Genomic DNA, 20,681 nt, shown 5'->3' on the forward strand with positions numbered 1-20,681 from the left:
CCATTCGACGGGCGCCTTAAAGGGCCGCAAAGTCGATGGTTTGATACTGCTGGGCGCCAATCCCGGCAAAACTCAACAGCGCGGGCAGTTGCTGCGCGAACCCCTGGTAACTGTGATCGCCACCGCCCTGAATCCGCAAGGCACAGGCCTGGTAATAGGTTTCAGCGTAACGGTAGTCCAGGGTTTCATCGCCTGTTTGCAACCACACCTGATACCGCTGCGGGTCTTGGGGCGCCGCCACTTCAAGCTCGGCCAGGGCCTGTACATGATCGAGGGTCAGTTCCCAGGTTTCGCCGCTGTAAAGGTTGGTTTGCGTGCCCAGATAACCGTCGAACATCCGATGCGGGCTGACGGCCGGATTGACCAGCAAGGCTTTGAGCCCATGCTGTTGGGCCAACCAGGTCGCATAGTAGCCGCCGAGTGAACTGCCTACCAGCAACGGGCGGTCCATCTCGTTGATTGCCGCCGTCAACTGCGCCATCGCTTCGCGCGGGTGATGATGCAAGGCCGGCACCCGGAGCTGATCGCCAAGACCCATGCGCTGCATTACCGAGATCAACTGCGTGGCCTTCCTGGACTCAGGAGCACTGTTGAAGCCGTGGATATACAAGATGGAACCGGACATGCAATCACTCCCGAGTACAGATTTGGCCGTCACAACATCAATAAAGACGCGCAGTTTAGCCTGACTCAGGGGCAACTCAGTAATTGTTGGCGCTGTAATCGGGTTCGAAGACGAAGTCGGGGATGCGCGACACCCCGGTTTGCAAAGTGCCATCAGGCTGCAGGCGCAGCCAGCGATAACCTGGCGCCTCGCTGCTGACCTTGAAATCAGGGCTGGCGGGGGTGAACTGGACGCAGGTCGAAGGGGATGCCAGCAGCCTCACGCCATTGCGGTGCTGATCAAACTCTTGATGCACATGGCCCCACAGCACGCCACGCACCTGTGGATAACGATCGAGCACCTTCCAGAATTCGCTGGCGTTGCGCAGCCCGATCGGCTCAATCCACTCACAGCCCACCGGCACTGGATGGTGGTGCAGGCTGATCAGATGATGAAGGTCAGGCGCTTCGCTCAACGACTGCGCCAGCAACTGGAGTTGACTGTCTTCCAGATAACCGTGGCTTTTCTGGTCCACGTTCGAATGCAGCAAGGTGATGCGCCAGTTGCCCAGATCAACCACCGGGTCCAGCAAACGGCTTTGCACGGCGGCTTCGTACATATTGGGCACATGATCATGGTTACCGGGAATCCAGCGCGCCCGGGCGCACAGCGACCCGGTCAGTTCCCGGAAATGCCGGTAAGCCGCAACGCTGCCGTCCTGGGCCAGGTCACCGGTGCCCAGCAGCAAATCAACCTGCGGCTGTTCGGCGCGAACCAGATCGATTACTTGCTGCAGACTGTCTGCGGTCCTGAGGCCCAGCAGCGAACCGTCGGCCTCGGCAAACAAATGGCTGTCGGTCAGTTGCACCAGCAGCACCGGGTCTTCGGTGGTCAGCGTGGATACATTCGGCAAGGAGGCTACCCCGGGAGAAAAGTTGAGCGGTAAAAGCGAGTGTGCTCGCGAACTGTCGGGTTGAAAAGATCGCGAGCGAGCTCAAACAGATAGTACGTCTAACGAACTTCCGCGTATTCATGCCCGCATGCCAGACAATGGCTCAGCCATTCACCCAAAAATATATTGAGCTGGGCTTTCTCGTCGGGCTGGTGCATGGCCACGTTGGGGTACGGGTAAATACTGCGAAAGCGCCGCGCATGCTCGGCCGCAATGACTTCGGCCATGCGCGCATCGTGGTACACCTGCACTTGCAGTTCGGGTACCGGCAACCAGGGCAGGCTGTGCTCCTGACGCACCCGCAACGTGCTGGTGTAAGGGCAGTCCTGGATCACCTCAAGGGTCAGCACCCCCAGCATCTGGTCACCCTGGGTCACGGCAATCCGCCGGGCACTCGGTTGCTCGCGCATATCGGGCAACAACCGCATCAGCCGGGCGTAATTGGCCTCGCAGGCAGCCTGCAAGCCAATCAGATCGACCCGGTATCGTTCACGACGTGCAATTACAACCATAACCCCCTCACTTCAGCGCGATTAAGCGCCAGCCATTGCAGGGCAATAATGCTCGCTGCATTGGAAATACGTCCATCGCGTACGGCTTGCAGGGCATCTTCATAGGCCCAGACTGTCACCCGGATATCTTCGGCTTCTTCTTCCAGCCCGTGCAATCCGCCAACACCCACGGTGCTGCAACGGCCCAGATACAGATGCACAAACTCGGTGCTGCCACCGGGCGACGGAAAGTAGCGGGTGATCGGCCACAGGGAGGAGAACGTCAGCCCGGCCTCTTCTTCACCTTCGCGACGAGCGACTTCTTCAGGTTCTTCGACCTTGTCGATGAGTCCGGCCACCAGCTCGATCAACCACGGGGTCTGGGCCTTGCCCATGGCACCGACGCGAAACTGCTCGATCAGTACCACTTCATCGCGCTGCGGATCATATGGCAGCACACACACGGCATCGTGACGCACAAACACTTCGCGACTGATCTCACGACTCATACCGCCAGCAAACAACTCATGGCGCAGATGGACGCGGTCAAGCTGGTAGAAACCCTTAAAACACTCTTCGCGTTTTATGATCTCTGTGGCGCTTGGCGTGGCCTTGGTGATGTCAGTCATGGAAAACCTCTTGCTGGCGAATTTCACCGGGGTTGCCCACGGCATCGGGCATCCTAACGCGCCTGCGGTCAAGGATGCAGCCCCTTTTATGACGCGGGGATAGACGGATTGCCTGCAAACCCTCTCTAATTGACACTCTTGAGCTTAGTGGCGAACCGACTCCCCTGCGGGCAGTCGAACCCCCATAATCTGCAACTTTCTTTCGTTGATGAAGGACGACCATGTCGCTTTTAAAATTTGCCTCCATGACCTGTATCGCCCTGACCCTGGGTGCCTGTCAGAGCATGTTCCAGCCGTCCGCGCCAAAACCGCTGGCCTTTACTGCGGACGCCTCCGAGCAAGTCAAAGCCGGATGCAGCGGTATGGAGTGCCCACTGGTCAACATCGAGACCGTGCACTTTGCAGACGCTCCAAAACTCGATGCCCTGATCGAAAACCGCTTGTTGAAAATGACCGTCAACTCACCCGACGAGAAACTGGCGCCTTCGCTCAATGCTTACCGCGAGCAGTTTTTGCGCACGGCCCCCAGCCGCAACAGCACCTACCTGCAGGCAAAAGTACGCGAGCAGCATGACGGTCTGGTGATCATCGAGCTGTCCAGTTATCTGGATACGGGCGGCGCCCATGGCATGCCAGGACGTGGCTTTATCAACTACTCGGCCAAAGAGCAGAAAGAAGTGACCCTGCAGGACATGCTGCTGCCGGGCAAGGAGCAAGCCTTTTGGGGCGCCGTCAAAGTGGCGCACAACAACTGGTTGATCAGCAGCAATCACGGCAGCGACCCGGAGTTCGTGAAAAACTGGCCGTTCCAGCAAACCCCGAATGTGGCACTGCTCAAGGACAACGTGGCCCTCAAATACGACGTGTACAGCATTGCGCCGTACTCTGAAGGGCATGTGGAGTTGAAGATCCCCTACTCGCGCCTGAACGGAATTCTGAAACCCGAGTGGATCCCGGCCCGCGGCTAACCCCCGCCCACTGTAGGAGCGAGCTTTTCAATAGCTTCACAGCTCGCGAGCAAGCCCGCTCCTACGGTCAGATGTCAGAATTTGTTACGTCCCAGTACCCACTGCAGCAACCCGGCCAGCAACAAGGCCGGCAAGGTCGCGCCCACATCCGGGTACAGATTCGCCAGCAGGTGATAGGTCACCACCCCGCCGAACCAGGCCAGCAAGGTCGACCAGCGAAACAGTGTGGCGGTCACTTGGGCACTGCGCTTGCGCAGGATGAAGTGGTCCACCAGCACCACGCCAAACAGCGGCGCAAACACCGATCCAATCAACAGCAGGAAGTTCTGGTACTGGGCCAACGGCGCGAAACAGGCAATCAGCGTGCAGATCACGCCAATCGTCAGCGCCAGATGTTCGACTTTGATGCGCAACAAAATCCCGCTGGAGACCGCCGCCGAGTGAATGTCGGCAAAAGCGTTTTCCGACTCGTCGAGCAAGATCAGCAACAACGGAATCCCCAGCCCCGCACCCGCCAGCGCCAAGAGCAACGCATTGACTTCGCCACTCGGGGCGAACGCCAGCGTGTAGGCCACCCCCAGGCTCATTAACCAGAAGTTGCCAATAAAGAAGCCCAGCGCAGTGCCGCCGAATACGTTTTTGGCACGTTTGCCGAAGCGTGAATAGTCGGCGATCAACGGCAGCCACGACAGCGGCATGGCGATGGCAATGTCAAAACCCAGTGCAAACGGCAACGACCCATCGCCCTTTTGCCCCCACAGTGCAGGCAGATCGGCTTTGGCGAGCAGGTTCCAGGTCAGCCACAGGCATGCTGCCAACAGCAGCCAGATGCCCCATTTGCGCAGGACCTTGCGCACAAAGGTCAACGGCCCGCTGACGGCGAGCAAGGTGGCCAGGGCACCAAAGATCAGCGTCCACAGCATCGGGCTGCTCAGCACGCTGCCTTCGCTGAACGCGCGGGCGCCCAGCAAGCTTGCGGCGTCGCGCATCACGATGATTTCAAACGAGCCCCAGCCGATCAGCTGCAGCACGTTGAGCATGGCCGGGAGCATGGCGCCCCGGGTACCAAGGCTGAGCTTGAGGGCTGCCATGGAGGACAGCCCGGTGTCGCAGCCAATCACCCCGACCGAAGCCAGTAAGGCCACGCCCACCAGCGTGCCGAAAAAAATTGCCAGCAATGACCCTGAAAGGCCCAGGCCCGGTGCCAGCAAGGCGCCGGTCTGCAGCACCATCAGGCCAATGCCGAGGGAGAACCACAGGGAAAACAGATCACGGGCGCCGAAGACGCGCTTGTCGCCGGGTACCGCAATGTCAGGGGAGTAGGTGCCGGGTGTGTTCAAGGAATGAATCTCAAAGGGACGTTTGTTTTTTACGATCGCAATCGCCGGCAAGCCGGCTCCCACAATATTGGCGCAATCATTGTGGGAGCCGGCTGGCCGGCGACTTGGCCAGAAGGTTTACATCACACCTTTTTGTAAAGCTGACTGCCTTCCTGCTTGAAGCGCTCGGCCTGGTCCGCCAGGCCCTGGGCAACTTCTGCATCCACCGCCTCGATACGCTGGTTAGCCGCGTAGATACGCACTTCCTGGGTGATTTTCATCGAGCAGAATTTAGGTCCGCACATGGAACAGAAGTGGGCGACCTTGGCCGAATCCTTGGGCAAGGTTTCGTCGTGGTAAGAACGGGCCGTGTCCGGGTCCAGACCGAGGTTGAACTGGTCTTCCCAGCGGAATTCAAAGCGCGCCTTGCTCAAGGCGTTGTCGCGGATTTGCGCCCCCGGATGTCCCTTGGCCAGGTCGGCCGCGTGGGCCGCAATCTTGTAGGTGATAATCCCGGTCTTCACGTCATCCTTGTTCGGCAACCCCAGGTGTTCCTTGGGCGTGACGTAACACAGCATGGCGCATCCGAACCAGCCGATCATGGCCGCACCGATGCCCGAGGTGATGTGGTCGTAACCCGGCGCAATGTCGGTGGTCAGCGGGCCAAGGGTGTAGAACGGCGCTTCGTCGCAGCACTCAAGCTGCTTGTCCATGTTCTCTTTGATCAGCTGCATCGGCACGTGGCCCGGACCTTCGATCATGCACTGCACGTCGTGCTTCCAGGCGATCTTGGTCAGCTCGCCCAGGGTTTCCAGCTCACCGAACTGCGCCGCATCGTTGGCGTCGGCAATCGAGCCCGGACGCAGGCCATCACCCAGGGAGAAGCTGACGTCGTAGGCCTTCATGATTTCGCAGATTTCGTCGAAATGGGTGTAGAGGAAGTTTTCCTTGTGGTGCGCCAGGCACCACTTGGCCATGATCGAACCACCGCGCGAAACAATCCCGGTCACCCGCTTGGCGGTCAACGGTACGTAGCGCAGTAACACACCGGCGTGAATGGTGAAGTAGTCAACGCCCTGCTCGGCCTGTTCGATCAGGGTGTCGCGGAACAACTCCCAGGTCAGGTCTTCGGCCGCGCCGTTAACCTTCTCCAGCGCCTGATAAATCGGCACGGTACCAATGGGCACCGGCGAGTTGCGGATGATCCACTCGCGGGTTTCGTGAATGTGTTTGCCGGTGGACAAGTCCATGACCGTGTCCGACCCCCAGCGAATGCCCCAGGTCAGCTTGGCCACTTCTTCTTCAATCGAGGAGCCCAGCGCACTGTTGCCGATGTTGCCGTTGATTTTCACCAGGAAGTTACGCCCGATAATCATCGGTTCCAGTTCAACGTGGTTGATGTTGGCCGGGATGATGGCGCGACCGCGGGCGATCTCTTCGCGCACAAATTCGGCAGTGATTTCTTTCGGGATGCTGGCGCCGAAACTGTGACCCGGGTGCTGCTGATCAAGCAAACCGGCAGCCCGCGCTTCCTGCAGCTTCATGTTTTCGCGGAGGGCGACGTATTCCATCTCGGCGGTAATGATGCCCTTACGCGCATAGTGCATCTGGCTGACGTTGGCCCCGGCCCTGGCCCGACGGGGGTTTTTCACGTGGGCGAAACGCAGCTTGTTCAGCTCGGCATCGTCGAGGCGCATCTGCCCGAAGTTGGAGCTCAGGCCCGGCAGGCGCTCGGTGTCGCCACGGTCATCGATCCACGCCGAACGCACATCACCCAGACCTTTGCGCACGTCGATTTGCACAGACGGGTCGGTATACGGGCCAGAGGTGTCGTAGATCAATACCGGCGCGTTGATTTCACCGCCAAAATCAGTGGGGGTGACATCCAGGCTGACTTCACGCATCGGCACCAGAATGTCCGGGCGCGAACCCTGTACGTAGACTTTTTGCGAGCGGGTAAAAGGCTTGACCGATTGCTCGTCGACCTTGGCCGAATCACTGAGATTGATCGCGTTTTTTGGTTTTGTACTCATCACGGCTCTCCAGACTGCATCCAGGCGGATTGTCGGAGGTAGAACCTGAAAAAAGCACGGAGGCACCCAAGGACTGGATGCTGAGTGATGGCCTCGAACGATTGATCACTTTTTGAACAATCGATCCCGGACGGCACTCAAGAGGACTCGCCGGGAGACGAGAAATCTTGTTCCCTACGCAGGCGTTAACCTGATCAGGTTCAACGGGATCCGAAATTATTCGATCTCAGCCTCATAGCAAGGCACCCCGACAAGAACGTGGCCAGTCTAGAGAAGAGTGACGCAGAACGCCAACTCCGAAATATGCCGCGTGATGAAAGGCGCAAGATCGGGATTGTTGCAAGGTGCCACCACTACTACACTCGCTACGTCTTGAAACCACGAGCGTCGGAACACGGCCTCGGGCCTTTATTTTTCGCATTATTGAACTAGGGATCGCTCATGCTGCGCAAACTCTCACTGGCTATCGCCGTGTCCTGGGCGACCAATGCAATGGCGCTGGATACACAAGCGCCTCTATCCAGCCAGAACGGCCTGGTCAGCGTTTACCATGAAGCCGTCGACAATAACGCCGATCTGGCTGCAGCCCGCGCCGATTACGATGCTCGCAAGGAAGTCGTGCCCCAGGCCCGTGCCGGTTTGCTGCCCAACCTGTCGGGGGGAGCCGAGTCGACCAGTGTGCGCACCTCCATTGATCAGCCGTCACTGACCACCACACGCAGTGCAGTGGTGTACCAGGCCACCCTGGCTCAGCCGCTTTTCCGCGCCGATCGCTGGTTCCAGTTAAAAGCTGCCGAGTCGGTCAATGAACAGGCTGCACTGCAACTGTCGGCCACCGAGCAAAATCTGATACTGCAAACCGCCAATTCATACTTCTCGGTACTGCGCGCACAGGACACTCTGGCCTCGACCAAGGCTGAAGAAGCTGCATTCAAGCGCCAGCTGGACCAGTCCCGCGAGCGCTTCGATGTGGGGCTGTCGGACAAGACCGACGTGCTGCAATCTCAAGCCAGCTATGACACGGCCCGGGCCAACCGGCTCCTGGCGCAGCGCCAGGTGGCGGATGCGTTTGAAGCGCTGATTACCCTGACCAACCGTCAGTACAACTCGATTGAGGGCATGCGTCACACCTTGCCGATCCTGCCGCCGACGCCGAATGATGCCAAGGCCTGGGTCGACACCGCCGCCAGACAAAACCTCAATCTGCTGGCCAGCAACTTCGCGGTGGAAGCTGCCGAAGAAACCCTCAAACAGCGCAAGGCCGGTCACGCGCCGACCCTGGATGCAGTGGCGCAATACAAAACCGGCGACAACGACGGCTTTGGTCTGAGCAACCCTAACGCGTTGCAGCAGCACTACAGCGGGGATGTGTCGCAACGCAGCATCGGCTTGCAGCTCAACATCCCGATCTACAGCGGCGGCCTGACCAGCTCGCAAGTGCGTGAGTCCTACTCACGGCTGAACCAGACCGAACAACAGCGTGAATCGATGCGCCGCCAGGTGGTCGAAAACACCCGCAACCTGCACCGCGCGGTCAATACCGATGTCGAGCAGGTACAAGCGCGCAAACAGTCGATCATCTCCAACCAGAGTGCGCTGGAAGCCACAGAAATCGGTTATCAGGTCGGTACGCGCAACATCGTTGACGTGCTTGATGCCCAACGTCAGCTCTACACCTCGGTGCGCGATTACAACAATTCGCGCTATGACTACATCCTCGACAACCTGCGACTCAAACAGGCTGCGGGCACCTTGAACCCGGGCGATCTCGAAGCGCTGTCACGCTATCTGAAGGCTGACTACAACCCGGACAAGGACTTCCTGCCACCGGATCTGGCCCAGGCCGCAGAAGCCAACATGCGTTCACCGGGTAATTGAAAAAAGCCTGCAACCTGCACAAGCAAGGTTGCAGGCTTGCAGCGGCACTGCCCGGGTCAGTGCCGCCCAACGCAAAACCGGATCACCCTTTGAGAAGTCGCCCCAACCCCTCCAGCAGGCGCTGCAGTGCGCCCTGATTGGCCTGCATCACCTTCAGTCCTGCTTCGGCCATGCGCTGCGCATCTTGCGGCAGTTCAAACAGGCGTTGTACTGCAACTGCCAATCCTTGTGCGTCATCCACCTCTTGCAGTGCACCGGCCTCGCGCAACAGCGCGGCAATTTCGAGGAAGTTGAACAGATGGGGCCCGCTCAGTACCGGTTTGGCCAGGGCTGCCGGCTCCAGCAAGTTGTGCCCGCCATTGGGAACCAGGCTGCCACCGACAAATGCACTGTCGGCCAGCGCATACAAAAACAGCAACTCGCCCATGGTGTCGCCCAACAGCACCTGTACCCCGGCACTGACCCGCTCGCCGCTTGAGCGGCGCACGGTGGTAAAACCCTCGCGCTGGCACAGCTCAAACACTGAATTGAAGCGCTCAGGGTGACGCGGTACCAGAATCAGCAGGGCGTCGGGGTGACGGGCCAGCAATTGACGATGGGCCGCGAGCACAATCGCGTCTTCGCCTTCATGGGTACTCGCGGCAATCCATACCGGGCGATCTTGCGCTTGCCAGTGCTCACGCAATTCGCCGGCCCTGATCAGCAACTGCGGATCGATACTCAGATCAAACTTGATTGAACCCGTCACCTCAACGCATTCGGGACGGGCACCCAACTGACGAAAGCGCTCGGCTTCGGTTTCGGTCTGTGCAGCAATCAGGCTCATCTCTTCGAGCATCGGCCGGGTCAGTTTGGCGAACCGTGCATAGCCCTTGGCCGAACGGGCCGACAACCGCGCATTGGCCAGTGCAACAGGAATCCCGCGCCTGGCGCACTGGTGGATGTGATTAGGCCACAGTTCAGTTTCCATGATCACTGCAAGTCTGGGCTGTATCCGGTCCAGAAAGCGCGCCGCAGCCCAGGGCAAATCGTAAGGCAGGTAACAATGCTGAATCCGCGGCTCGTTGGCGAACATGGCCTGGATCCGCTCGGACCCGGTAGGGGTCATGCACGTCACGGTAATCGGCATCTGTGGATAACGCAGGAGCAACGCCCGGATCATCGGTGCGGCAGCGATACTCTCGCCCACTGATACCGCGTGCACCCAGATCCCGCCCGGCTGCAGCACCGCATGATTCAGCGCAAAGCGCTCGCCCACACGCTTGGCATAGGCCGGCGCCTTGCGCGCCCGCAGCCATAAGCGAATCGCCACCAGTGGCAGCCCCAGATGAAACAGCAAGGTGTAGAGAGTTCTATTCATGGGCGCGGAGTTTACTTGAAAAAGGATTGCCCATAATGGCACCCGGGGGGCTGGTCATGTCGAGATGTCTGCGGCGTCTGTCGCAATCAAAACGCAATACACTTTTACACTCTCTAGAATGGCTTGCTGTTAAATTGCCCCGCACTACCCCTCAGGACTCCACCATGAATGCCTACTACTATTTGGCCATCGCCATTTGCGCCGAAGTAATCGCTACCGTTTCCATGAAGGCGATCAAAGGTTTCAGCACACCGTTGCCACTGATTCTGGTGATTGCCGGTTACGCCACCGCATTCTGGATGCTGACCCTGGTGGTGCGTACGATCCCGGTGGGTGTGGCCTATGCCGTCTGGGCCGGGTTGGGGATTGTGATGGTGAGCATCGCGGCGCTGTTCATCTATGGTCAAAAACTCGATGTACCGGCCATGCTCGGCATGGGTTTGATCGTGCTCGGGGTGGTGGTGATCCAGCTATTCTCGAAAACAGCGGGGCATTGACCCGCCCGTTACCACCTGTAGTCGCTGCCGAAGGCTGCGAAGGCTTGCGAAGCAAGCCGTTTTATACCGGACGCTACGGTCTGTTTTATACCGACCCCACGGTCCCTTTCGCAGCCTTGGGCAGCGACTACAGATCCGTCCCCCAATAAGTCAGACCCAAGCCCCCATAAATCCTCAACGCCCACAAAAAGTCAGAGTCCGGATCAGGCTGTATACTCCCAGCCTTGTCTTTGAACGCTGAGGTCGACCATGCCATCCGTTATTTCCACCGACGTTCTGATTGTCGGCGCTGGTGTTGCAGGCCTCTGGCTCAATGCCCGCCTGCGCCGCCTGGGCTTTTCCACGGTACTGGTCGAGAACGGGACGCTTGGTGGCGCGCAGACTGTAAAGTCCCAGGGCATCATCCACGGCGGGGCGAAGTACGCGCTGCATGGCGCGCTGACCGGCGCCTCGGAAGCTATTGCCGACATGCCCCGACGCTGGCGCGAAGCCCTTGCCGGTAACGGCGAGCTGGACTTGAACGGCGTACGCTTGCTCTCCGAAGCCCACTACCTGTGGTCACCCGGCACCCTGGCCGGCAACCTCACCAGCTTCTTCGCCAGCAAAGCCGTACGCGGACGTGTGGATCAGGTCAAAGGCGATCAATTACCTCCTGCCCTGCAAGACCCCCGATTCAAGGGCAAGGTCTATCGCCTGTCCGAACTGGTGGTCGACGTCCCGAGCCTGATTGAGCGCCTGGCCGAGCTGGCGGGCGATGGTTTGCTGGCAGGCCAGAACATTGAACCGGTGATTGAGAATGACGAGCTGATCGGCCTACGGATCGACGGGCGCGAGATTCATGCCCAACGCATCATTTTCAGCGCCGGAGCCGGCAATGCCGAATTGTTGGCCAGTGCCGGGATCAGTGTCCCGGCGCAACAACTGCGACCGCTGCACATGGTGCTGGTCAAGGGCCCAAGCCTCAAACCTCTGTATGCCCATTGTCTGGGCGGTGGCCCCAAGCCACGTATTACCGTGACCACGCACCCGGCAGCCAATGGCGAATGGGTCTGGTATTTGGGCGGTGACATCGCCGAAGCAGACGGTGTGGCGCGCACTTCTGAAGAGCAAATCGCCGTTGCACGCAAAGAACTGGGCAATTTGTTGCCATGGATCGATCTGAGTCAGGCGCAATGGGCCACGCTGCGGGTCAATCGCGCCGAGCCTGCGCAGTCCGGGCTGGTACGCCCCGACAACGCTTTCCTCGCCGATCAGGGCCGTTTACTGGTCGGCTGGCCAACCAAGCTGGCGCTGGCACCCGACTTCGCGGACCGGGTCATCAGTGCGCTGGAAAATGACGGTATCAAGCCAGGCAATGTGCCTGCCCTGCCTGAGTTTGCGCGCCCGCCACTGGGTGAAACAGCGTGGGAGCAGCTGTTGCCATGAGCCAGCCAACCCTGCACGACCTTCATCGCCCATTGGGCAGTACCGGCCTGCTGGTTTCGCCACTGGGCCTGGGCACCGTCAAACTGGGGCGTGACCAAGGGGTTAAATACCCCAGCGGTTTCAAGATCCCGGATGATGGCGAAGCGAAAATGCTGCTCAAGATGAGCCGGGATTTAGGGATCAACCTGATCGATACAGCCCCCGCCTACGGCCGCAGTGAAGAGCGGCTTGGCCCGCTGCTGCGGGGCCAGCGTCAGGACTGGGTGATTGTCAGCAAGGTCGGCGAAGAATTCGATAACGGCGTATCACGCCACGACTTTAGTGGCGCCCATACGCGGCGTTCAGTTGAACGCAGCCTGCAACGCCTTGAAACGGATTTTATCGATCTGGTACTCGTGCATTCAGATGGCAATGACCTTGCGATCCTCAACGAATCGCAAGTCTACGAGACCCTGGCCGAGCTGAAGCGCGAGGGTAAAATCCGCGGTTTCGGCCTGTCGGGGAAAACCGTCGAAGGCGGGCTAAAAGCCCTGGAAACCGGCGACTGCGCAATGGTGACCTACAACCTCAATGAACAAGCCGAACGCCCCGTCATTGATTACGCGGCCGCCCATGGCAAAGCGATTCTGGTTAAAAAAGCCCTGGCCAGCGGTCATGTTTGCCTGAGTCCGGGAGTTGATCCGGTGCGCGCCAGCTTCGAACTGGTATTTGGCCATCCCGGGGTTGCCAGTGCTATTGTCGGCACCATCAATCCGCTGCACCTGGCCCATAACGTGGCAACTGTTGCGCAGGTTCTGCGTAACCTCTGAAGCCGCCGATGCGGCCGACCCCGACGCAAGAAGGAGCCGACATGCCGCGTTCGCTGATTCGCAAAAACCCCAGTGACTTTAAAACCCTGCCGTTGTTTGTCGAGGCCACGCCCGAAGGGTTGAGCTACCAGGCGATCGGCAGGCCCCTGAACTTTGCACAAACCTTGCAAAAACGCCGCCCGGTCAAGGTCGCCGACACCCAGAGGTTTTCTCTGGAGCTGGCCAACCTTGGCGTATCCGTTCGCCTGACGTTGAACTGGCAAGGCCGTGATTATTGGGTGCTGGTGCGCCAGCGGCGCCAGGATCGGGGGGACGTAGTACTCAAATTGATCTCGGGCTACGTACCTGCCCACGAGGTCAGCCTGCCCCTGCACACGGCCATCCAAGAAATTGCTGAAGAGTGTTTGCTTGAGACCCCGGAAGGCTGGCTCAGCGGACGCTTCAACGAAACATGGTTACCCGCGCCTTACGCCAGCGCACTGCATTATCGTGAAGCCCTGCCCTTTCGTCTCACGCCCTTGTCCGGCGCGGCCCGCCCCGTCCGCTGTGGCAGCCAGCCATTGATCGAGCGCCCCAGGGCCTACGTGCACTTGCCGACGGCATCATTGCAGCTGATTTACGATTTACGCCTGGAAGTGCCCAAGGAAGCCAAGTCCCTGAGCCTGTTCCACGTCGACGAACGACTGGAGGGCGACCAACTGGTGGCACGGCTCGACCGCAAACGTGCAGACCTGTACCTGATGCCGCTGACTGACGGCCAGCCCTGTGCCGAGCTCTACACCCTGCACAAGGACCGGCTGCACAGTGCGAGCACGCGCGGCCTGTATCTGGCTGAGAGTTTTGCCCATCAGGAAGGCTGGGTGGTAAGCGATGAACGCATTAGCTGGAAGGACTGGCTCATCCAGCAAGGCTTGAGCGCGCCGGGCAAGGAATCGAGGCTCAAAAGCCTGACCGGCAAGGCACGGCAGATATTCAGAAAGGTGGTGAAGAGAGAGGCATGACACTGTAGGAGCGAGCTTGCTCGCGAGCAAGCTCGCTCCTACAGAAGCGGGATCCTTACTGACCGCGGATTTTCTCGACAATCGCCGTGGTCGAGCTGTTTTCAACCAGCCCCAGCACTTTCACTGTACCGCCATAAGACGTCACGATATCGGCACCCACCACCTGGTCGATTCCGTAATCACCGCCTTTGACCAGCACGTCCGGCTTGACCTGGGCCAACAGGTTTTCGGGCGTTGCCTCCGCAAAGCTGATCACCCAGTCCACAGCGCCCAGACCTGCCAATACCGCCATGCGCCGGTCAACGCTGTTGATCGGACGCCCGGGACCCTTGAGGCGACTCACCGAAGCATCGTCATTGACCGCAACGATCAGGCGATCGCCCTGGGCCCGCGCTTGTTCCAGATAGGTCACGTGCCCGGCATGCAAAATGTCGAAGCAGCCGTTGGTAAACACTATTTTCTCATTGTGGGCCCGCGCATCATCGATGGCCAGCAACAGCTGATCGAGCTTCAGCACACCGCGCTCGGAACCCTCTTCGCGCTGAATCGCACGACGCAACTCCGGCGCACTGATGGCGGCCGTACCCAGCTTGCCAACCACAATGCCGGCAGCCAGATTGGCCAGCGCCACGGCGTGGGGCAGCTCTTCGCCAGCAGCAATCGCGGCAGCCAGGGTAGAGATAACCGTGTCGCCGGCACCCGTTACGTCAAACACTTCACGGGCGCGAGCAGGCAGGTGCATGGCCGCAAAGTCTGGACGCAACAGCGTCATGCCGTGCTCCCCGCGCGTCACCAGCAAGGCGCCCAGGTCCAGATCAGCCATCAGTTTGGCGCCTTTGGACACCAGCTCGGCCTCATCGGCGCAACCGCCAACGATGGTTTCAAACTCGCTGAGGTTGGGCGTGATCAGGCTGGCACCACGGTAAATCGAGAAGTCCTTGCCTTTAGGATCGGCCAACACCGGAATGCCCCGGGCACGTGCGGCCTGGATCAATACCTGATGGTTTTTCAATGCGCCTTTGCCGTAGTCAGACAGCACCAGCACCTTGACGCCTTCAAGCAGGTTTTCAACTTCGGCACCCAACGCCTGCGCATCGGTGGCGAACGGTTCTTCGAAGTCGATACGCAGCAGTTGCTGGTGGCGACTCATGACCCGCAGCTTGACGATGGTTGGCTGGTGCGCAATGCGCTGGAACAGTGCCCGTACGCCTGCACCCTTGAGGCTATTGGCCAGACTGTCGGCGGCTTCGTCATCGCCGGTCACGCCCACCAGAGATGCAGGTGCGCCAAGAGCGGCAATGTTCAAGGCAACGTTGGCAGCACCGCCCGGGCGGTCTTCGATTTGCTCGACCTTGACCACCGGCACCGGCGCCTCAGGGGAAATCCGCGAGGTTCCGCCATGCCAATAACGGTCGAGCATGACATCGCCTACCACCAAGACAGGGGCTTGATCGAATCGCGGCATGGACAACTTCATGGAGAACCCACATACAAAATGAACAGAGGCGCGATATTAACACAGGGTGAACCCAGGTCAGTTCGCGGTATTAATGCAGCAAATGAGAATTAGCCGAGGACTGCAAACTGCGGTCGACCTTACTGTGGGAGCCGGCTTGCCGGCTCCCACAAATCGGGCTGCCCCTGCTAGGCGATATCGCCCGAGGTCTGCGGAGCATCAAGACCCATCGAGTGCAGTCGGGCGTAGTAACCGTTTTGCGCCAACAACTGGGTATGGGTGCCGCGCTCGACGATTTCGCCCTGGTCCATGACCAGAATCATGTCGGCCTTTTCAATCGTCGAAAGACGGTGGGCAATCACCAGTGTGGTGCGGCCCTTCATGACGTGATCCAGTGCCGCCTGAATATGGCGCTCGGACTCGGTATCAAGAGCCGAGGTCGCCTCATCGAGGATAAGCACCGGAGCGTTTTTGAGCAGTGCCCGGGCAATCGCCAGACGTTGACGCTGACCGCCGGAAAGCAGCACGCCGTTTTCCCCGACCTGAGTATCCAGGCCGTGTGGCAACTGCTCGATGAAGTCCATCGCGTAGGCATCGCGCGCGGCTTTTTCGATATCGGCACGCGGTGCACCGGCCAGGTCGCCATAGGCAATGTTGTTGGCAACGGTATCGCTGAACAGGGTCACGTGCTGGGTGACCTGGGCGATATGGCGGCGCAGGTTGAGCAAGCGATACTGCTCGATCTCAACCCCGTCGAGCAGAATTTCGCCCGAGGTGTGGTGATAGAAGCGCGGAATCAGGTTCGCCAGCGTCGACTTGCCACTGCCGGAACGCCCGACCAGTGCCACCATCTGCCCGGGTTCGGCCACGAACGATACATCCTTGAGTACCTGGCGGTCGGTATCAGGGTATGTGAAGTTGAGGTTGCGTACATCCAGACGGCCCGTGACATGGTCACGTTCAATGGTGCCTGTATCCACTTCCGGTTTTTCGTCCAGCTGCTCGAAAATGCTTTCAGCGCCGGCCACACCCTTCTGGATAGTAGAGCTGACTTCCGACAGCTGACGGATCGGCTTGGGCAACAAGCCGGCCAGGGTGATGTAGGCAATCATGTCGCCCGCTGAGGCATCACCGCGCAGATAGAGCACCAGGAACATCAGAATGCCCATGGCGATATAAATGACCAGTTGCAGCATCGGCGTGTAAATCGCCCCGGTGCGGGTCATGCGCAGTTGCTTGTCCGTGTTGCTCTGGCTGGCTTCCAGAAAACGCTTCTGCTCGTAAGTCTCGCCGCCAAAGCTGCGCACGACGCGATAGCCCTGGATGGTCTCGGACGCTACGTGGGTCACATCACCCATTGCCACTTGGATTTTCTTGCTCTGTTTGCGGAATTTCTTGCTGGCGGTACTCACCATCACCGCGATCAACGGCAAGATTGCGATCATCACCAGCGTCAGCCGCCAGTTCATCCACAGCAATGAGGCAAACAGGAACACCACCGTCATGCCTTCACGGATAACCACCTTGATCGCATCGGTAGCGGCACCGGTGACCATCGTCACGTTGAAAGTGATGCGCGAGATCAGATGGCCGGAGTTGTGCTTGTCGAAATAGCGGTTGGGCAGTACCAGCAGTTTGTTGAAAAGCTGGACCCGCAGGTCATGTACCAGCCCAAGGGACACCTTGGCCAGAAAGTAGTTACCCAGGAACGAGCCCAGGCCTTGCCATGCTGCAATCAGCACAATCAGTATCGGCACGGCCTGAAGCAGGCGAAGATCACGCAAGTAAGGGACGGTAGGAAACAACACCGCATCCGGGTTGGACAGTCCGTCAACGAAATACTTGAGGATGTAACCAAGCATGGGTTGAGTCGAAGCGAAAATAAGGAACCCGACAATACTCAGCAGGAAAAGGCCGATGTAAGGTCGGACATAGCCTAAAAGACGCAGATAGATTCTTACGCTCGATTGGCTTTCGCTGGGGCTGGATTCAGTCATATCACGCGGCGGTTAGTAAAAAAGGATGCTGACTTTATCACAGCTTCTCTGGTGTACTGCGTGCCGGTTGGGGTGAGGCCCCACGGGGTAGCAAAAACGACATTAAATGGCCACTACGCTAGTATGGCTATCCAAAATCCGGAATGAATTTTACCGCATGCAATTCAGCTACTTAAGCTATTCAAAAAATCGGGTATTTGACTTTATTTGCCTATGGCTGCTTCCCATTGGCTTTTTACTGCTTCTATCCGACCTTTATTTTTTGCCGGGACGCAGCATTCATCACAAGCTGTATTACGGTTTGTTCAGCATTCCTACCCTGATCGCAATCATCCTGCGCCCCAGGGAGCTCAAAGATATTCTGCGCGAGCCGCTGGTGCTCGGCTTTATCCTGCTTTCATTGTGGTCGATAGTCAGCCTGATCTGGAGCAACACTCAGGATGACTTCGTGGGGCTGGTGAGACCGGCCCTGCATATGTTGATGTTGTATTTCGGCTGCTCGTTAATGGTCAAATACCGGGCAGACATCCTGCAGCCGCTGTTCTTTAGCGCTGCCATCATTGCCTTGATCGCCACCCTTTATAACCTGTGGGTATTCCTTCCAAACTCGCCGGAAGCGCGGATGATCGGTGCGGGTGCATTCGACAACCCGCTGCTCAGTTCCCACGCTTTCGGCTTCTTTTGTATTTACTGGCTTGCACTGGGCATGACCTGCAAGCGCGCATACGTGCTACTTATAGCTGCTCCCGCCTTTTTGATCATGTTCGCGGCGATACTGGCCACCGGGTCCAGAACGCCATTGGTGGCAGTCGTCCTGGCGATGGTCTGGCTCAGCTTTATTTGCTGGAACCGCCGTTCACTGGCATTGATCAGCATGCTGGTGGGGGGGGGCATCGTGGTCATGACGATGTTCTCCGAGATGATTCTGGGCCGCGGCAGTTCGTTTCGCATTGAACTCTGGCAGATGGCTCTGGTGCTTATAGAGCAGCGTCCATGGATCGGCTATGGCTATGACGCCGCATTGTCACTGCAGCCGCAAGGCATTGATGAGATCCTGAGCGAACCGCATAACTTCGCCCTGGGCGTGCTGTATTACGTTGGCATTTTAGGCTTCCTGCCCTGGCTGTTCATGCAGGTGTGGGGGCTGTACAGCAGCTGGCGTCATCGTGTACAGCCGCTGTTTATCCTGGCTTCCGCCTGGCTGGTGTATGGCATTGGTGCGGGCCTGACCGAAGGCGGCGGATTAATACCAAGGCCGAAAGAACACTGGTACCTGCTGTGGATTCCTCTGGCCGTGATTGCTGCGCTCAATATCAATCTGCGCCTCAAGACCCTGCGCGGCAGAGCGGTTAACCGGCTTCCCGAACCGGCCTTCAAAACGCTTGAAGCCCATGCACAAGTGATTGAAGAGGACGGCCTGGGCCCCAAAGTCTTGCGCCTTGAGAACGGCAACTTCCTCAAGTTGTTCCGTGCCCGACGCTGCTATACCTCAGGCAGCTTCAACCCCTACTCCGAACGTTTTGCTGTCAACAGCGAGCGCTTGCAGGCAATAGGCATTCCGGCACCAAAAATTCTCGACCTGTATCTACTGACCGATGGCAGCAGCGCCGTGCTGTACCAGCCGCTGCCAGGCCAGACGCTGCGCCAGGTCATGCAGTCAATGGGCTCTGCCTCCGTGCGCCAGGCGCTGGTCGAACGCTTTGGCAAGTTCCTGGCCCAACTGCACGACAAAGGGGTTTATTTCCGCTCCTTGCACCTGGGCAATGTACTGTTGATGGACGATGGCGAGTTCGCACTCATCGATATCGCAGACATGCGCATTTACCCTTCACCGCTAAGAAATGCCTTGCGCCAAAGAAACCTGCGGCACATGCAACGTTACCCTGAAGACCGTCGCTGGCTGTTCGAAGAGCAACTTCCCGAGCTGCTCCAAGGCTACGCGACACTGGCTTCACCAACGGCTGTGGAGGGTTTGCGCCAGCAGGTTGCTGCGCTTACCCAAATGGCCAAAGTTTGAACGTGGCGAGCGACAGCGTTCTCTGGGCGCTAATGGCCTATGCCCTGGCAGTGGCCACGTCCGGATTACTGCTGCGGTATTTCCCTGCACTGCAGCGCCACCTCAGCCATCCCGGCCAAAGCCGCTATGCCAGTGTCGATGGCGTGCGCGGTTATCTGGCGTTCGGGGTGTTCGTACACCACATGGCGATTATCTGGGTCTTTCTGCATACCGGGGTATTCAACGTGCCAGAGAGCACGTTTTACGCCCAGATCGGACTGGCAAGCGTGGCCCTGTTCTTTATGATCACCGGCTTCCTGTTTTGGGGCCGCCTGATGGAAAAGAGGCGCGACTTCGACTGGCTGGCCTTTGCCGTGTCACGGGTGTTCCGCCTCTACCCGCTGTATTTGCCACTGCTGTTACTAGTGATTTTCAGCGTGTTTTATATCCAGGGCTGGACCTTCAATGATGCCCCGCTGGAGGTGGCCGGGCAGATCCTGGGCTGGCTGCTCTTCGATCGGCCCGACATCAACCAGTATCCACAGACCGGCATCCTGATCTCAAACGTCACCTGGACGCTGAGCTACGAAGTGTTCTTCTATATGGCGCTGCCACTGTTCGGCATGGTGTTTCTGTACCGCCGCAGCTGGATGCAGACCGTACTGTGCCTGCTGGGTATCTACTTGTTGTATCAGCTGGTCGGCTGGGAACACTCGCTGAAAAAACACTTCCTGATGAGCTTTCTGGGGGGCGTGGCAGCGGCATACTGGATTCGTCATCCCGGGCTGCGGGCCTGGAGCCAGACGCACCTTGCGGGGATCATTGCGCTGGTTGCTTTGCTGGTGGTCGTTACGCAGTTTCAAAAAAGCTTTGCCGTCATGCCACTGGCGCTACTGACACTGGTGTTCTCGATTATCGCCTCGGGCCACACACTGTTTGGCGCATTGACCTTGCGCAGCATTCGCTGGATGGGCGAAATCAGTTACAGCACCTACCTGCTGCACGGGTTCCTGATCTGGCTGATGATCCAGCGTGTGCCACTGTCATTGCCGTTCGACACCAAAGAACCACTGACCTTTGTGATGCTGGCGGCGCTGTGCTGTTGCCTGCTGATCATCATCAGCAGCCTGACCTTCCTGTACATCGAGAAGCCGGGCATGGAAGCCGGCAAAAAAGTCGTGCACTGGTTACGCCAGCGCGCACAGGCAAAGGCTAAAGCCTGACTGGTTGTAGGAGCGAGCGTGCTCGCGAGATCTTCGTCGTTGA

General features: G+C 58.7%; 17 protein-coding genes and 1 riboswitch. Of the genes, 8 read left to right on the forward strand and 9 right to left on the reverse strand.

The window, feature by feature from the left end; genetic code table 11:
- Positions 1–16: 16 nt before the first annotated feature.
- The 4 genes from AOC04_RS18215 to AOC04_RS18230 form a co-directional block, all read right to left on the reverse strand.
- Positions 17–625, reverse strand: a complete 609-nt coding sequence (locus AOC04_RS18215) for a YqiA/YcfP family alpha/beta fold hydrolase (protein WP_060695802.1) — start codon at positions 623–625, stop codon at positions 17–19.
- Between the two features lie 76 nt (positions 626–701).
- Positions 702–1,517 (reverse strand): 3',5'-cyclic-AMP phosphodiesterase, encoded by an 816-nt coding sequence (gene cpdA, locus AOC04_RS18220; protein WP_060695804.1) that lies wholly within the window; start codon positions 1,515–1,517, stop codon positions 702–704.
- 98 nt (positions 1,518–1,615) lie between these two features.
- Entirely contained in the window at positions 1,616–2,068 is a 453-nt protein-coding gene (locus AOC04_RS18225) for a DUF1249 domain-containing protein (RefSeq protein WP_060695806.1), read from the reverse strand.
- Positions 2,059–2,676 carry an NUDIX domain-containing protein gene (locus AOC04_RS18230; protein ID WP_060696986.1) on the reverse strand — a complete coding sequence of 206 codons (618 nt, stop codon included), beginning with the start codon at positions 2,674–2,676 and terminating at the stop codon, positions 2,059–2,061. Before AOC04_RS18230 ends, AOC04_RS18225 begins: the two co-directional genes overlap by 10 nt.
- Positions 2,677–2,897: 221 nt before the next feature.
- On the opposite strand from AOC04_RS18230, the gene AOC04_RS18235 reads away from it, so the two are divergent.
- Positions 2,898–3,644 carry an RsiV family protein gene (locus tag AOC04_RS18235; protein WP_060695809.1) on the forward strand — a complete coding sequence of 249 codons (747 nt, stop codon included), beginning with the start codon at positions 2,898–2,900 and terminating at the stop codon, positions 3,642–3,644.
- Between the two features lie 74 nt (positions 3,645–3,718).
- Here AOC04_RS18235 and cytX read toward each other — a convergent pair whose 3' ends face one another.
- Complete coding sequence (gene cytX, locus AOC04_RS18240; RefSeq protein WP_060696987.1) at positions 3,719–4,993, reverse strand: putative hydroxymethylpyrimidine transporter CytX; 1,275 nt, start codon at positions 4,991–4,993, stop codon at positions 3,719–3,721.
- A gap of 113 nt (positions 4,994–5,106) precedes the next feature.
- Complete coding sequence (gene thiC, locus AOC04_RS18245) at positions 5,107–6,996, reverse strand: phosphomethylpyrimidine synthase ThiC (RefSeq protein WP_060695814.1); 1,890 nt, start codon at positions 6,994–6,996, stop codon at positions 5,107–5,109.
- Positions 6,997–7,150: 154 nt separating this feature from the next.
- Positions 7,151–7,256, reverse strand: a riboswitch (TPP riboswitch).
- Between the two features lie 181 nt (positions 7,257–7,437).
- Between thiC and AOC04_RS18250 the strand changes: the two genes are divergently transcribed.
- Positions 7,438–8,874, forward strand: coding sequence for a TolC family outer membrane protein (locus tag AOC04_RS18250; protein WP_060695817.1), 1,437 nt, complete (start codon positions 7,438–7,440; stop codon positions 8,872–8,874).
- A gap of 82 nt (positions 8,875–8,956) precedes the next feature.
- Here AOC04_RS18250 and waaA read toward each other — a convergent pair whose 3' ends face one another.
- Positions 8,957–10,234: a lipid IV(A) 3-deoxy-D-manno-octulosonic acid transferase gene (waaA, locus tag AOC04_RS18255; protein ID WP_060695819.1), complete on the reverse strand. Its 1,278-nt coding sequence runs from the start codon at positions 10,232–10,234 to the stop codon at positions 8,957–8,959.
- 164 nt (positions 10,235–10,398) lie between these two features.
- On the opposite strand from waaA, the gene AOC04_RS18260 reads away from it, so the two are divergent.
- The 4 genes from AOC04_RS18260 (at position 10,399) to AOC04_RS18275 (ending at position 13,966) form a co-directional block, all read left to right on the forward strand.
- Complete coding sequence (locus AOC04_RS18260; RefSeq protein ID WP_060695822.1) at positions 10,399–10,731, forward strand: DMT family transporter; 333 nt, start codon at positions 10,399–10,401, stop codon at positions 10,729–10,731.
- A gap of 249 nt (positions 10,732–10,980) precedes the next feature.
- On the forward strand, positions 10,981–12,156 hold the full coding sequence (locus tag AOC04_RS18265; protein WP_060695824.1) for an NAD(P)/FAD-dependent oxidoreductase: 1,176 nt from the start codon (positions 10,981–10,983) through the stop codon (positions 12,154–12,156).
- Positions 12,153–12,965 carry an aldo/keto reductase gene (locus tag AOC04_RS18270; RefSeq protein ID WP_060695827.1) on the forward strand — a complete coding sequence of 271 codons (813 nt, stop codon included), beginning with the start codon at positions 12,153–12,155 and terminating at the stop codon, positions 12,963–12,965. Before AOC04_RS18265 ends, AOC04_RS18270 begins: the two co-directional genes overlap by 4 nt.
- Before the next feature lie 41 nt (positions 12,966–13,006).
- A complete protein-coding gene (locus AOC04_RS18275) occupies positions 13,007–13,966 on the forward strand; it encodes a hypothetical protein (RefSeq protein WP_060695829.1) in 960 nt (319 codons plus the stop codon).
- A gap of 55 nt (positions 13,967–14,021) precedes the next feature.
- Here AOC04_RS18275 and hldE read toward each other — a convergent pair whose 3' ends face one another.
- Together hldE and msbA are read right to left on the reverse strand one after the other, a co-directional pair.
- Entirely contained in the window at positions 14,022–15,443 is a 1,422-nt protein-coding gene (hldE, locus tag AOC04_RS18280) for a bifunctional D-glycero-beta-D-manno-heptose-7-phosphate kinase/D-glycero-beta-D-manno-heptose 1-phosphate adenylyltransferase HldE (protein ID WP_060695831.1), read from the reverse strand.
- A 167-nt stretch (positions 15,444–15,610) separates the two neighbouring features.
- Positions 15,611–17,419 carry a lipid A export permease/ATP-binding protein MsbA gene (gene msbA, locus AOC04_RS18285; RefSeq protein WP_060695833.1) on the reverse strand — a complete coding sequence of 603 codons (1,809 nt, stop codon included), beginning with the start codon at positions 17,417–17,419 and terminating at the stop codon, positions 15,611–15,613.
- Positions 17,420–17,576: 157 nt separating this feature from the next.
- On the opposite strand from msbA, the gene AOC04_RS18290 reads away from it, so the two are divergent.
- The gene (locus AOC04_RS18290) at positions 17,577–19,436 is read left to right on the forward strand and encodes a bifunctional O-antigen ligase/aminoglycoside phosphotransferase family protein (protein WP_171970590.1); all 1,860 of its coding nucleotides are present in this window, start codon (positions 17,577–17,579) and stop codon (positions 19,434–19,436) included.
- Complete coding sequence (locus AOC04_RS18295) at positions 19,433–20,638, forward strand: acyltransferase family protein (protein WP_060695837.1); 1,206 nt, start codon at positions 19,433–19,435, stop codon at positions 20,636–20,638. The genes AOC04_RS18290 and AOC04_RS18295 overlap by 4 nt, the downstream gene beginning before the upstream one ends.
- Positions 20,639–20,681: the final 43 nt, after the last annotated feature.

The organism is Pseudomonas versuta, from assembly GCF_001294575.1.
GTDB classification, from domain to species: domain Bacteria; phylum Pseudomonadota; class Gammaproteobacteria; order Pseudomonadales; family Pseudomonadaceae; genus Aquipseudomonas; species Aquipseudomonas versuta.